The sequence below is a fragment of the Hyphococcus sp. genome, assembly GCF_041986965.1.
Classification (GTDB): Bacteria; Pseudomonadota; Alphaproteobacteria; order Caulobacterales; family Parvularculaceae; genus Hyphococcus.
Map to the genome: position 1 here is coordinate 1,364,281 of NZ_JBHIXB010000001.1, position 12,291 is coordinate 1,376,571.

12 protein-coding genes are annotated in these 12,291 nt (G+C 58.6%); 4 read left to right on the top strand and 8 right to left on the bottom strand.

What is annotated here, in order from left to right; genetic code table 11:
• Nucleotides 1-65: 65 nt before the first annotated feature.
• Nucleotides 66-1,115 (bottom strand): hypothetical protein, encoded by a 1,050-nt coding sequence (locus tag ACFC5L_RS06830; protein ID WP_375201024.1) that lies wholly within the window; start codon nt 1,113-1,115, stop codon nt 66-68.
• 294 nt (nt 1,116-1,409) lie between these two features.
• Here ACFC5L_RS06830 and ACFC5L_RS06835 point away from each other — a divergent pair, with 294 nt between their 5' ends.
• The gene (locus ACFC5L_RS06835; protein WP_375201023.1) at nt 1,410-2,546 is read left to right on the top strand and encodes a hypothetical protein; all 1,137 of its coding nucleotides are present in this window, start codon (nt 1,410-1,412) and stop codon (nt 2,544-2,546) included.
• On the opposite strand, the gene parE is transcribed toward ACFC5L_RS06835, so the two are convergent.
• The gene (gene parE / locus ACFC5L_RS06840; RefSeq protein ID WP_375201022.1) at nt 2,504-4,516 is read right to left on the bottom strand and encodes a DNA topoisomerase IV subunit B; all 2,013 of its coding nucleotides are present in this window, start codon (nt 4,514-4,516) and stop codon (nt 2,504-2,506) included. The two genes, ACFC5L_RS06835 and parE, sit on opposite strands and share 43 nt — an antisense overlap.
• A 124-nt stretch (nt 4,517-4,640) precedes the next feature.
• Here parE and ACFC5L_RS06845 point away from each other — a divergent pair, with 124 nt between their 5' ends.
• Nucleotides 4,641-5,615, top strand: a complete 975-nt coding sequence (locus ACFC5L_RS06845) for a class I SAM-dependent methyltransferase (RefSeq protein WP_375201021.1) — start codon at nt 4,641-4,643, stop codon at nt 5,613-5,615.
• Nucleotides 5,616-5,617: 2 nt separating this feature from the next.
• Here ACFC5L_RS06845 and ACFC5L_RS06850 read toward each other — a convergent pair whose 3' ends face one another.
• The 5 genes from ACFC5L_RS06850 to ACFC5L_RS06870 are packed head-to-tail and all read right to left on the bottom strand — an operon-like array spanning nt 5,618 to nt 8,378.
• A complete protein-coding gene (locus tag ACFC5L_RS06850; RefSeq protein ID WP_375201020.1) occupies nt 5,618-6,409 on the bottom strand; it encodes a crotonase/enoyl-CoA hydratase family protein in 792 nt (263 codons plus the stop codon).
• Nucleotides 6,410-6,464: 55 nt separating this feature from the next.
• On the bottom strand, nt 6,465-6,896 hold the full coding sequence (locus ACFC5L_RS06855) for a hypothetical protein (RefSeq protein ID WP_375201019.1): 432 nt from the start codon (nt 6,894-6,896) through the stop codon (nt 6,465-6,467).
• A gap of 25 nt (nt 6,897-6,921) precedes the next feature.
• Complete coding sequence (locus tag ACFC5L_RS06860) at nt 6,922-7,491, bottom strand: DUF4287 domain-containing protein (protein ID WP_375201018.1); 570 nt, start codon at nt 7,489-7,491, stop codon at nt 6,922-6,924.
• 12 nt (nt 7,492-7,503) lie between these two features.
• Complete coding sequence (locus ACFC5L_RS06865; RefSeq protein ID WP_375201017.1) at nt 7,504-8,031, bottom strand: SRPBCC domain-containing protein; 528 nt, start codon at nt 8,029-8,031, stop codon at nt 7,504-7,506.
• Nucleotides 8,028-8,378 carry an ArsR/SmtB family transcription factor gene (locus ACFC5L_RS06870; RefSeq protein ID WP_375201016.1) on the bottom strand — a complete coding sequence of 117 codons (351 nt, stop codon included), beginning with the start codon at nt 8,376-8,378 and terminating at the stop codon, nt 8,028-8,030. Before ACFC5L_RS06870 ends, ACFC5L_RS06865 begins: the two co-directional genes overlap by 4 nt.
• Before the next feature lie 133 nt (nt 8,379-8,511).
• Here ACFC5L_RS06870 and ACFC5L_RS06875 point away from each other — a divergent pair, with 133 nt between their 5' ends.
• Together ACFC5L_RS06875 and ACFC5L_RS06880 are read left to right on the top strand one after the other, a co-directional pair.
• Entirely contained in the window at nt 8,512-9,600 is a 1,089-nt protein-coding gene (locus ACFC5L_RS06875; protein ID WP_375201015.1) for a helix-turn-helix domain-containing protein, read from the top strand.
• A 94-nt stretch (nt 9,601-9,694) separates the two neighbouring features.
• Complete coding sequence (locus ACFC5L_RS06880) at nt 9,695-10,546, top strand: sterol desaturase family protein (RefSeq protein WP_375201014.1); 852 nt, start codon at nt 9,695-9,697, stop codon at nt 10,544-10,546.
• A gap of 65 nt (nt 10,547-10,611) precedes the next feature.
• On the opposite strand, the gene glnA is transcribed toward ACFC5L_RS06880, so the two are convergent.
• Entirely contained in the window at nt 10,612-12,018 is a 1,407-nt protein-coding gene (gene glnA, locus ACFC5L_RS06885) for a type I glutamate--ammonia ligase (protein WP_375201013.1), read from the bottom strand.
• Nucleotides 12,019-12,291 lie beyond the last annotated feature (273 nt).

Sequence of the window (12,291 nt, forward strand, 5' to 3'; positions counted from 1 at the left end):
ACCCATGCAATATGGGGAGTGGGCGCGCCATGTCCAGTTTGGTCATGACGCGCCCTTACTAAGCCTTAGCCCAGATCGAACCAGGCGTCCGGATTTACCGCCTGCGGCGCCGCGCCGACGCCAGCCTTGCGGAAAGCGCTGAGGATCGCCGCGCGCTCAGCGCCCTTGATGGCGTCGTTTTTCGGGCCGAGCGCTTCATGCACGACCCAGCCGATCACCGGCGCCCGGCGCAGCTCGACGATGGCGACGCCTTTTTCTCCCGCTTTCGGCGCATAGCGGTAGAAATAAGTATCGCCTTTCAGCACCCGCCACAGATAGTCGCGAATGCAATTGTCGAACTCACGCGCGGCCTCGGCCAAGGCGTCGAAGCAAGCGAGTGGGCGCAAAGCTTCGACACCGTCGATCACCAAAGCCGGTGTCGGCGGTTCCGGAAAAGGGATGCGCTCATAGTGGCGCATCACCCATTCGCGGATATAGCCGCCATCCGCTTTTTCGAGCGAGGCGATAATCTGCCGGTCATCAAGATCAATGCGCACGCGGCGCACAATCTCAATGGCGAAGATAACCTCACTCAAATCACGGCGCCGGCGCACCATCTTCAAAACGCCCGTCGTCCGGTATTCGGGCGGCAGACGCCAGAGAATCGCAACCGTGCGGCGCGTGATCGCCGGCATGTGACGCAGCGTCTTGCGGGCGTGCGACTCTGAGAACAGCGCCTCCAGCTTGCGATAGCCGTTCACCCGCCACGGCGCCCCGGCGAGGCGGGAGGCGAGGGTGACGACTTTCGGCGAGTAAGCCGGTCCCGACGGATCGATATGATTTGCAAGGACGGAGCGTTGCGGCAGCCGGCCATAGTCCGCAGCAAAAGCAGCGAAATGATCGGCGTCGTCGCGCTTGTCGCCCATCAGCGCCAGGCATAGCCCGATAAAATGCAGCTCCCGGCGCTTCAAGGTCAGCGCGCATGCGGCGATGCGCGCATTCCTCGCGGCGAGTGCGGCGATATAGGGCGTGAGCCAGCCATAGGCGCCGCCGGTCATGGCGGCCGCGGCGGGCGGGTCAGGCGCGCTGACCACAGGCGCGAGCGCCCGCAGTCCATTTGCTTGATGGAAAGTCATCGGATGTCTCTCTTCAATGAAAATACAAGGGCGGCGTAGTCGTCACGCTCCGCCTACGGAAGAGAGGGCGGCGCGGTTCAGACGGCGATAAGCCAATTGTAATTGCGCGTTTTCATCCATTGCTCCTTATGGGCTCCAGCCCATTGCGCGTGACCGTTCACGCGTGGGGAGGGGTGAATAGTTCGTTCAGAGAGAATGTCAAGGCGTTTTTTTTGAGAATGCTGCACTGCGTTTCCACGCTTGTGACCTTGTCCCATGTAATTTGCGCCACCATATTTTTCGACAGGAGGGGAAATGGGTAAGCGTTTAGCCAATTGGATAAAAATCAAACGAGCGGCCCGCTCAAAGCATCCGATTGCTGTCTCGCCCTTCACAATTTTTCTTCTAGGCTTTGGTCTCAGCTATTGGTTCTTTCACTTTTACACCACCACACTAATGGTTGGGTGTGAGTATCCTTTGTCATGGCTTGACGGTTGGGAGAGCTTTTGGTCGCCGTTCCAGATCGTTGGACTCGCAATTGTATTATGCGCGGTGGTTTGGCTATTGCGCTTGTTTGATTGCAAAAACTTAAACCGTTTGGAAACGGTGTTCCAATTCGTGTTCATCCTCGGACTTTGCGGCGCGTTTCTGGCCCAGAAAGCGTATTTCTTTCCCTATGCTACGCCAAGTCAGGCGCAGGTCGCGCGTGTCGTTTCCGTGTTCTATGATCGAGTAAGATTGTCAGAAGAACACGAGCTCATCAATGAATACGATGTCAGAGATAACTGGAGCTATGACTATCCGCCTCCGCCTCTCGCGCGCAAACCGGAATGGCCGGGATATGACAACGATTTGCATTTACCGCCGGAAGAAATTTTTCTGAGCAAGGATTCGCCCACCTATGCCGATTTCAAGCGGTTGCATGTCTGCTACGAAAATTACCGGAACGCTCAAGTTCAGTATGAGCGCGATATGGAAACATGGGAGAATTACTGGGAAGGTTTTTCCAAAAATATCCCGGAAGCGCGTGGCGTTCCCGGAGATAGTCGTGCGGCGGCGGGCCGTAGTATAAGGCCAAACCGGAACCCGTGGATAAAATTTCACCACTTTTCTTTTGGCCGTATACGTCTCTCAGGCTGGCGTGATTTGCGCGCCAGTCATGGAGTGAAAATGGTGCGAGCAGAAAATGTCAAATGGCGCCAGATCGCGCTACAGCCCAGTAAAGACGTTAGCGAAAACTGGCGGGAGAGGGCGAAAAACGGGAATTGTTTCACGGGAAGACCTTCTTCCCCCGTTTACGGGGGAAGTACCGGCGAAGCCGGGGATGGGGGCGGCCCCCTCCGTCATCCCGAGCTGTCGCTCGGTCTGACACCTCCCCCGCAGGCGGGGGAGGAGAAAAAAGGAGGCGCCTATATATCCAGCTCATCCCGCACGAACGCGGCGTTTTCCTGAATGAACTGGAAGCGCGCTTCGGGTTTTTTGCCCATGAGGCGATTGACGAGGTCGCTGCTCTCATCTTCCTTGTCTTCGGCGATGACGACGCGGGCGAGGGCCCGGGTCTCCGGGTTCATGGTGGTTTCTTTGAGCTGCGCCGGCATCATTTCGCCGAGACCTTTAAAGCGGCCGACCTCAACCTTCTGGCTTGCTTTGAACTCGGTCTTGAGGAGCTTTTCGCGCTCTTCTTCGGTCATGGCGTAGATGGACTTTCCGCCTGCGCTCAACCGGAACAGCGGCGGTTGCGCCATATAGAGACGTCCTGCGCGAATGAGCTCCGGCATTTCCTGATGAAAGAACGTGATGAGGAGCGCGGCGATATGGGCGCCGTCCACATCGGCGTCGGTCATGATGATGACTTTTTCATAGCGCAGATTTTCGAGATTGAATTTCGCGCCGATCCCGGCGCCGAGCGCCTGAACCATGTCGGCGATTTCCTGATTGGCGAGAATCTTGTCGCGGCTCGCGCTTGCGACGTTCAGGATTTTACCGCGCAGGGGAAGGATCGCCTGTGTCGCGCGGTTGCGCGCCTGTTTCGCAGACCCGCCGGCCGAGTCGCCCTCGACCAGAAAGATCTCCGTGCCCGACCGGTTGGCGTTGGAACAGTCGGCGAGCTTGCCGGGAAGGCGAAGCTTGCGCGTCGCCTGCTGGCGCGAGACTTCCTTTTCCTTGCGGCGGCGCATGCGTTCGTCAGCGCGGTCGGCGACCCAGTCCACAAGGGTGCCCGCCTGTTTCGGGTTTGAGGCGAGCCAGTGGTCAAAGGCCGGGCGCACGGTGTTTTCAACGATGCGCTGGGCTTCGGCGGTCGCCAGCTTGTCCTTGGTCTGGCCCTGAAACTCCGGGTTGCGCACAAAGACGGAGAGAAGGGCGCCCGCGGTGCCGAGGACGTCTTCGGCGGTGATGTTCGCCGCGCGCTTGACGCCTGCGAGTTCGGCGTAGCCTTTAAGCCCCTTGGTCAGCGCGGCGCGCAGTCCCGCTTCATGGGTGCCGCCCTCGGGCGTCGGCACGGTGTTGCAATAGGAGTGAACGAAACCGTCGGCTTCACCGAAACCGGCCGCGCCCCAGATGACGGCCCATTCAAGATTGCCGTGACCGCCATCCTCTTTCTTTTGCACATTGCCGGAGAAAATATCTTCGGTGACGGTCGGCTTCGACCCGGCGAGGGTCTTCAGATAATCGGTCAGTCCGCGCTCGAAGTGAAAGACGGCTTCGGCGGGCGTGTCGTCCTTGATGAGGGAAGGCGCGCATTTCCAGCGGATCTCGACCCCGCCGAAAAGATAGGCTTTGGAGCGCGCCATTTTGAAAAGCCGCGCCGGTTTGAATTTCGCGTTTTGCCCAAAAATTTTCGGGTCCGGGTGGAACATGATCATGGTGCCGCGCTTGTTCGGCGCAGGCCCGACTTTTTCCAGTTTCGAGCGCGGATGCCCCTCGGCATAGGACTGGCGATACATGGTGCGCGCGCGGCAGACTTCGACGATCAAATCGTCTGACAGCGCATTGACGACGGAAACGCCGACGCCGTGAAGGCCGCCTGACGTGACATAGGCCTTGCCCTCGAACTTGCCGCCCGAATGCAGCGTGGTCATGATGACTTCCAGCGCCGACTTGTTCTTGAATTTCGGATGCGCGTCCACGGGGATGCCGCGGCCATTGTCGGCGACGGAAAGATAGCCGTCATCATGCAGCTCCACCTCGATCCGCGTGGCGTGGCCTGCGACCGCTTCGTCCATGGAGTTGTCGAGCACTTCGGCGAAAAGGTGATGCAGCGCCTTTTCGTCGGTGCCGCCGATATACATCCCCGGCCGTTTGCGCACCGGCTCCAGCCCCTCAAGGACCTCGATGTCCTTGGCGGAATAATCGCCGAAAAGATCGTCGCCTCCAGAGCCGTTTTTGCCGCCGGAACCGTTTTTACCGCCACGTTTACTCATAATTTTCTATTCATTAACACTTCGGGAATCGCTTGATGGCAGAACGATTTAGACCGGTTGTTGTTAGAGCGCAAAGCGCAATCGGTCCGGGGAAATCCGCGCCGCTGAGATTGGGGAAAACTTGATGGCAGGCTGCATACTCTGCGGAGGCGAGCGCGAGGACTGGCTCAATTGTCCCATCGACGCCAAGACGCTGGCGCCGACACCCTATGGGCGCGTCACGCGTTGCCGCAATTGCGGCCTTGGCGCCGTCGAGCCGCTGCCCTCGGCGGCGGAGCTTCCGGCGTTCTACCAGCTTGAAGCCTATTACACCCATGGCGAATCGCATTTCCAGAAAGGTGAGGCGCAAAGCTTTCCCGACCGCATTCGCGATCATCTCGCCTGGCGTTTCGACAAGGGCGAGCCGGTAAAGCCTGAGGCGTTGATCGCGCTTGCCGGCAAACCGGCGGCGGAGACGCGAGTCCTCGATATCGGTTGCGGCCATGGCGATCTCCTGAAGCGCTTTCAAAAACTCGGCGCCCGGCCCGCCGGGCTCGACCCGGATCCCGATGCGCTAGCGCATCTTAAAGAGGCGGGCATTGAGGCGCATCAGGGCACGGGTGAAGCGCCCGCGGCGTCGCTGGAGGGCCAGGTTTTCGACATTGTCGCGATGACCCATTCGCTGGAGCATTGCCTCGACCCTGTGAAGACGCTGGCGACAGCGTTTTCGCTGGTGCGCCCGGGCGGCGTGTTTCTATGCGAGGTGCCGAACTGTGCCTGCGCTCATTTTGAACGCTTCAACATCATGTCGGAAATGTTCGATACGCCGCGTCATCTTTATTTCTTCACACCGGACAATCTTCGCAAGGCGATTGAGCAAGCGGGCTTTGTGGTTGAAAGCGATTATTACGATGGCTTCCTGCGGCATTTCCAGAACGCCTGGCGCGCGACCGAGAACCATATTCGCGAAGGCATCGTCAAAGATGGGGGTGACGCGAGCGTTATGCCGCCTGTTCATTCAAAGGCTGAAACCGTTCGCCTGCTGATGGAAACGGCGCTGTCTTCGAAAGAGAAGAAATATGATTGCGTCGGGTTCGTCTCGCGGCGGCCCGCCGCCTGACGTCACCGTTTTTGACCGCCGCGCCCGGCGCCGCCGGTGAAGGCGGCCGCGCCCGATAACGTCTCACCGGAAGAAATAGTCTGAAGACCGCGGCGCATTTCATTGCGCATGGCCTCATCTTCTGAAAGGTCCCATTGTTCCAGCGCTGAGAGCCGGTCGTTCTTCAAGCAGCCCTGGGGCAGGGCGGCAAGGTCTTTTGCAAGGCCAAGAGCTGTGTGAAGCGCTTTGCCCTTCGGCGCCAGCCGATTGGCGAGACCGAACTCCAAAGCTTCTCTCGCATCGACCGAACGGCCGGTGAGGATCATATCCATGGCGCGGGAATGACCGATCAGACGGGGCAGGCGCACCGTGCCGAGATCAATCAGCGGCACGCCAAAGCGGCGGCAGAAAACACCGAAGGTTGCGCCCTCAGCCGCGACGCGCAGGTCGCACCAGAGCGCGAGCTCTATCCCGCCTGCAACCGCAAACCCTTCGACCGCTGCGATAACGGGTTTTGACAGCCGCATCCGCGTCGGGCCCATGGGCGCCAGCGTGTTCACGGCGGTTTTGTCTTCGGCGAGCTCGCGCTGATCGCCGGAAGCGAGCGCTTTTAAATCGGCACCGGCGCAGAAGTTGCTCCCCGCCCCGGTGAGGATCGCGACAGAGAGGTCCTTGTCGTCATCGAATTTTTGAAAAGTTTCAAACAGTGTCTTCGCAGCGGCGCTGTCGACGGCGTTGCGCCGGTCGGGCCGGTTGATCGTGACGATCAGCACCGGCCCGTCAGCTTTTGTGAGAACAGAGGGTTCCTCGCTCATAGGCGTTATGGTCGGTCCGGAATCGCCGCCATGCAAGTGTGAAAAGCAGTTCGCGTCAGCCGATCCAGCCTTTGGCTTTTAGCTGCATCGACCACCATAAAAGCGCGGCGCTGATGACGACGATCATCACCGGCATGATCGCGGCGCCGGGGCCATAGACGGCGACGGAATTGGCGATGAACAGGGAATGAACCATCTGCACAGCGATCCCTGCGAGCGAAGCGCCGAAGACGGGGATGGCGAGTTTGTTGCGCAAGAGGAGCAAAGCACAACCAGCGGCGCCGCCGAAAACGGCGACGGCGAACGCGGCCGCCGCCCATGCTGGATAAGCGTCATAAAGCGCGCGTTCTGCGGCAGGCAAAGCGGCAAGCGCTTCGTCGCTTATGGTCATTTGCTGAATGTAGGCGAAAACGCCAAGTAAATTCCAGACCAGCGCCAGCGCCGCGAGTATCCAGAACCAGACCGGCAATTTTGATGATTGTGACATAACTCCCTCCATTTTCGATTTCATCTCACGCTTGGCTGTAGGCTTTTTTGAGCCAGGCTTTGACGTCCTTGTCGACGTCGCCGGGTTTTTCGAGCTTAACGCGATGAGAGACCATGGCGTTGAAGCTCCCCGATTTTTCAAGACGGCCCTTGGCCGGTTCGTCTTTCAGATTGATGCCGAGATCGACACGGGTTTTTGTCGATGGCTGGATAAGCGCAAACTGTTTTTTCCGGCGCAGGCTCACATAGGTTTTTTTCGGCGCTGCTTCGACGTCTTTGCCGAGCGCGCTCGCGGCCTTGATGAGCGCGTCGTAAATCGGCTTTAAGTCCGCCTTCGGTCCCGCATATTGCGCGGCGACGAGGGCATCACCGCCGCCGTCGGCGCTGCCCGCGTCGCTTTTCAGATATTTATGCGCGACAAGATTGGCGAAGCCGTGGGTGAGGCCGTGCTCAGCCTTGAGATGTTTGACGACTTGCCCATGTTTTTCTTCGCCGGATTTTTTTGCGATCGCGATCCATTGCGCCAGCGTTTTGCCGGTCTTTTCCTTCATATTGGCGATCATTGCGTTCGCCATTTCTTCGGGTGATTTAGCCATTATCTTTCTCCCTTAATCCAGAGGCCAGTTTTCAGCGCGCATGGCTTTGGGCGTGATCGGCGCCATCAATCCGTAAAGCGCATTCATGATGCGTGCGCTGAGTGTGACCTTGCCGGTCTCCACATAGGCCTTGAAATTCTCGACGATGAACTTCGCTCCCGCTTCCATCGACTTCTCGCTCTTGGAGCCGGCGATGATGTGTTCCGTGACAAGAGAAAACTCGGTGCCGCCGTCGACTTCTTTTAGGAGATAAGTGACGGTTGAAGCGGGATCGGGCAGGGATGTGAGTTGAAAGGTCGTCACCAGTTTGTTCGGCGGCTCCATTTCAATGATATCACCGATGACGGCCACGACTTTATCGTTATTGGCGGCGATGCGGTACCGGTTGCCAGCCGCCATAGCCTTCGTATCCCAGCGTCCGTTCCAGAAAAAAGGACGCGGTGATTTTGTATTGACCAGCTCAGACCAGACCGTTTCGATCGGCGCGTTGATGACAACGCGATAAAACTGTTTCTCCACAAATCTTTTTTCTTCACTCACTTGTCGGTCCCCTTTTTCTTGTTCACCCTCTCGGCGTCGTGCCGGGCTTCGGCGAGATATTTGAGACGTGTCATCTGACCCGCCCAATAGGCGCTGTACTCGGTGGTCCAGCGGTCGTGGATCATCTGGATCGGCGCGGCGTTGAAATAGAGCTTGCGCGTCCGGCCGTCCTTTTCCGAAATGATGAGGTTCGCTTCCTCCAGCACCGCAAGGTGCTTCATCACGGCAATGCGGCTGACGTCGAATTCGCTTGCAAGCGCGCCGACTCCGATGCCCGGCTCCTCTTTCACGATGTCGAGCATGCGTCTGCGGCTTTCATGCGCCAGCGCCTGAAAAACGGCGTCCATATCTTTTGCGTTTATCATATGTAACGTATAGGTTACATAAAAAACGCCAGCCGTCAACTCCCCATGGGCCTGTTTCGCGCAGTTCTGATTTTCCGTTGACAGAAGAAAGGGTTGCGGCCAGCGTCCGCCTTCCATGTACGATCTTGCCGACATTTTGGAGACGGCATTGCGCGGCGCCGGCGCGGGCACGTCATTCCTGCTTGCCTTTGTATTCGCCTTGAGAGGGGGCGAGGGTGTGCAGGTCCGGCGACTGGGCGCGCTCTTTATTTTCTCAACTGGCGTTTATGTCCTTCTTGCAGGCGAGGCCTCGCGCGCGCTTTTCGGTCCGGCGCTCATTCCGGTTTCGTTTATTGCAATCTACGGCACGATCTTTTTCTGGTGGTTTGCGGCGGCGCTGTTCGACGATGATTTTCGCTGGCGCTGGTGGCGGATCGCTCCTGCGGTTGTCATTCCGTTCCTGCATATCGGCCATATCCTCGCGCCGCCCGGATGGGTCGAAAAAACGCTCTGGTACGGCCATATCGGCCTTAATGCGCTGATATTTCTGGATGCGTTGCGTCTGGCGCTGGTTGACGCCGGCGATGACCTTGTCACGCCGCGCCGGCGCTTCCGGTTTGCGATCGCCGTGACGGTGGGGGTGTTCGGACTGATTATCGCCAGCGCCGAAACCATCGAGCGCAATTATTTGCTGCCGGATACGCTGCGCATGATTCATGCGGTTGCGATCTGCGTCCTCAATCTGATCTTCGGGTCGTGGCTCTTGCGGCCGCGCGCGGCGCTGTTCGCCGACCCTCCAGCGGCGCCGGCGGGCGAGCCCGGCTGGGCGGCGCAGGCGCAAAGCGTGCCGGCGGCTGACCGGCCAGCCTATGACCGCCTGCTGGCGTTGATGGATGAGGGCGTCTATCGCGAGGAGGGCCTGTCGGTCGCCGCGCTTGCGGAAAAAGTCGGCGTGCCCGAGCACCAGTTGAGAAAGCTCATTAACGGCGCCCTTGGGTTCCGGAACTTCTCTTCCTTCCTCAATGCGCGCCGCATTGAGGACGCCAAAGCAGAGCTTGGCGACGGAAAAAACGCCCGCAAGCAGATCATTCAGATCGCTCTCGATCTCGGCTATGGCTCCATCGCGCCGTTCAACCGCGCCTTCAAACAGGCGACGGGACAGACGCCGACGGAATTTCGCAAGTCAGCGCTCGAAAATGGGCTGATCAGTTCCGAAAAAGCCTGATCATTTTTGAATAAGCCGCATGTTTTCTGGTTTTGCGGAGAGGTTGCGCGCGCCTGCCGGCATGTTTTGCCCATCGCAAATCATGGAGACAGACGTGGAAGCCCAAGCCAGCCTGATTGAAGCCGCCGACCCGGTGACCGCCGCTATCGGCATTTTCCTGCACATCCTGCCCAATGACCTCGCCCGTTATGTGCTCGGCGCTGGCGGCGTGTTTTTGCTGGTGAACGTGCTTTTCGCGGGCCGGCTGGCGGGGCGCAAAATCCGCCCCTCTTCGCCCAAGGCTGAGCAGATGAAGCGGGAGGTTGTGATCTCCCTGCGCACGACGCTGATCTTTACGCTCTCCGGCGTCGCTACGGTGCTGGCGGCGAAGGCGGGCTGGCTCGCCACTTATTATGTGATCGCGGAGCGTGGCTGGGCCTATTTCGCCTTCACCCTGGCGGTTCTCATTGTGGCGCATGACGCCTGGTTTTACTGGACGCACCGGCTGATCCACCATCCGCGCCTCTTTCGACGGGTACACCGCACGCACCACAAGTCGCACAACCCGTCGCCATGGACGGCTTATTCCTTTGATGTTGCAGAGGCTGCGATCAACGCCGCCTATTTGCCGCTGATCCTCTTTCTCATGCCCACGTCCGTGCAGGCGATCATCCTGTTCCTGCTGCATATGATCCTGCGCAACGCCATCGGCCATTGCGGCTACGAACTCTTTCCCAGCCGCCGCGACGGGCGCCCGCTTTTCGACTGGATGACGACGGTCACTCATCACGACCTTCATCATGCGCAAGCGGGCTGGAACTACGGTCTTTATTTCACCTGGTGGGACCGGCTGATGGGCACGGAGCATCCGCTCTATCACGAAAAATACGCCCAGGCTGTCCGCAAACCACTCGACGGTTCAGCGGTTGCAGCGCTCGGTCAGCAGATGTCGAGCGCGCGCGCATAAAAAACGGGGCCCCGAAAGGGGCCCCGTTCTTCGCTCCCGTCTATGGGGCGTTTATCCAGCGGCCGTCAGACCGAATAGTACATGGAGAATTCGACCGGGTGCGGGGTCGTTTCAAACCGAAGGACATCTTCCATTTTCAGGTCGATATAAGCGTCGATCTGATCGTCGTTGAAGACGTTGCCTTTTTTCAGGAAGTCGCGATCGGCGTCGAGGGCACCGAGCGCTTCACGCAAGGAGGCGCAAACCGTCGGAATGTCTTTCAGCTCTTCCGGCGGCAGATCGTAAAGATCCTTGTCCATGGGATCGCCCGGATGGATCTTGTTCTCGATGCCGTCGAGGCCCGCCATGAGGAGCGCCGAGAAGGCGAGATAGGGGTTCGCGCCGGGATCGGGGAAGCGCGTTTCGAGACGCTTGCCTTTCGGTGACGACACCCAGGGAATACGAACGGACGCGGAGCGGTTGCGCGCCGAATAGGCGAGCAGAACAGGCGCTTCAAAGCCCGGCACCAGACGCTTGTAGGAATTGGTCAGCGGGTTGGTGAAGGCGTTGATTGCGCGTGCGTGTTTGATGATGCCGCCAATGTAATAGAGGCATGTGTCGGACAGATCGGCGTATTTGTTGCCGGCGAAGGTCGGCTGGCCGCCCTTCCAGATCGACTGGTGGACGTGCATGCCTGAGCCGTTATCGCCAAAAATCGGTTTTGGCATGAAGGTCGCCGTCTTGCCGTAACCGGCGGCGACCTGATGGACGATATATTTATACATCTGCAGCCGGTCGGCCATCACCGTCAGCGTTGAGAATTTCATCCCGAGTTCGTGCTGCGAGGGCGCGACTTCATGGTGGTGCTTTTCAGGCTCAAGGCCCATCTCGCCCATCAGCGCCAGCATTTCAGAACGCATGTCCTGACAGCTGTCCACCGGCGGCACCGGGAAGTAACCGCCTTTGGGGCCCGGCCGGTGGGCGAGGTTGCCGCCGTCGAAATCGGTTGAGCTGTTATACGGACCTTCGACGCTGTCCACAGCGTAGCCCATATTGTTCTGTTCGGTGGACCAGCGGACGTCGTCGAAAACGAAGAACTCTGCTTCCGGACCGAAGAACGCCGTATCGCCGGCGCCTGAAGATTTAAGATAGGCCTCCGCGGCTTTTGCGGTGGTGCGCGGGTCGCGGCCGTAAGGCTGGCCGGTCGACGGTTCGAGAATATCGCAGGTGATCGATAAAGTCGGCTGTGCGAAGAAGGGATCCATTACCGCTGTATCTGTGTCCGGCATCAAGATCATGTCGGACTCGTTGATCGCCTTCCAGCCGGCGATGGAGGATCCGTCGAACATTGTGCCTTCAGACATAAGGTCGGCGTCGACGAGCGATTCATCGAACGTCACATGTTGCCATTTGCCTTTGGGATCGGTGAAACGAAGGTCGACGAACTTGATTTTTTCGTCCTTGATGCGTCTTAGGACGGCTTCTGCGCTCATGGTCATTAAGCCCCTGTTTTGTTTTTTCCGCGACAGCCATTATTCGGCGCAAGGTGCTCACGCCGACGTGTCGCCTTAGTCTGCGTTAAGATTCGGAGCGGGCGCAAGAAAATATTGCGGCGCAGCATCCAAAAAGGGCCTCAAATCGCAAAATGTTTCCCCAAAAACAAAAAATGGTAGAAAGTGCCAAAATACGAATACTTTTATCTAATAAAATCGGTTCTTCTGACCACATCCCGTTCGCAGGAGCAGTGAAGACATGTGCAGCGTGAG

Bases quoted from the DNA above. Each gene is read 5' to 3' on its own strand.
- ACFC5L_RS06830 (WP_375201024.1), bottom strand. From the start codon at position 1,115: ATGACTTTCCATCAAGCAAATGGACTGCGGGCGCTCGCGCCTGTGGTC.
- ACFC5L_RS06835 (WP_375201023.1), top strand. From the start codon at position 1,410: ATGGGTAAGCGTTTAGCCAATTGGATAAAAATCAAACGAGCGGCCCGC.
- parE (WP_375201022.1), bottom strand. From the start codon at position 4,516: ATGAGTAAACGTGGCGGTAAAAACGGTTCCGGCGGCAAAAACGGCTCT.
- ACFC5L_RS06845 (WP_375201021.1), top strand. From the start codon at position 4,641: ATGGCAGGCTGCATACTCTGCGGAGGCGAGCGCGAGGACTGGCTCAAT.
- ACFC5L_RS06850 (WP_375201020.1), bottom strand. From the start codon at position 6,409: ATGAGCGAGGAACCCTCTGTTCTCACAAAAGCTGACGGGCCGGTGCTG.
- ACFC5L_RS06855 (WP_375201019.1), bottom strand. From the start codon at position 6,896: ATGTCACAATCATCAAAATTGCCGGTCTGGTTCTGGATACTCGCGGCG.
- ACFC5L_RS06860 (WP_375201018.1), bottom strand. From the start codon at position 7,491: ATGGCTAAATCACCCGAAGAAATGGCGAACGCAATGATCGCCAATATG.
- ACFC5L_RS06870 (WP_375201016.1), bottom strand. From the start codon at position 8,378: ATGGACGCCGTTTTTCAGGCGCTGGCGCATGAAAGCCGCAGACGCATG.
- ACFC5L_RS06875 (WP_375201015.1), top strand. From the start codon at position 8,512: ATGTACGATCTTGCCGACATTTTGGAGACGGCATTGCGCGGCGCCGGC.
- glnA (WP_375201013.1), bottom strand. From the start codon at position 12,018: ATGAGCGCAGAAGCCGTCCTAAGACGCATCAAGGACGAAAAAATCAAG.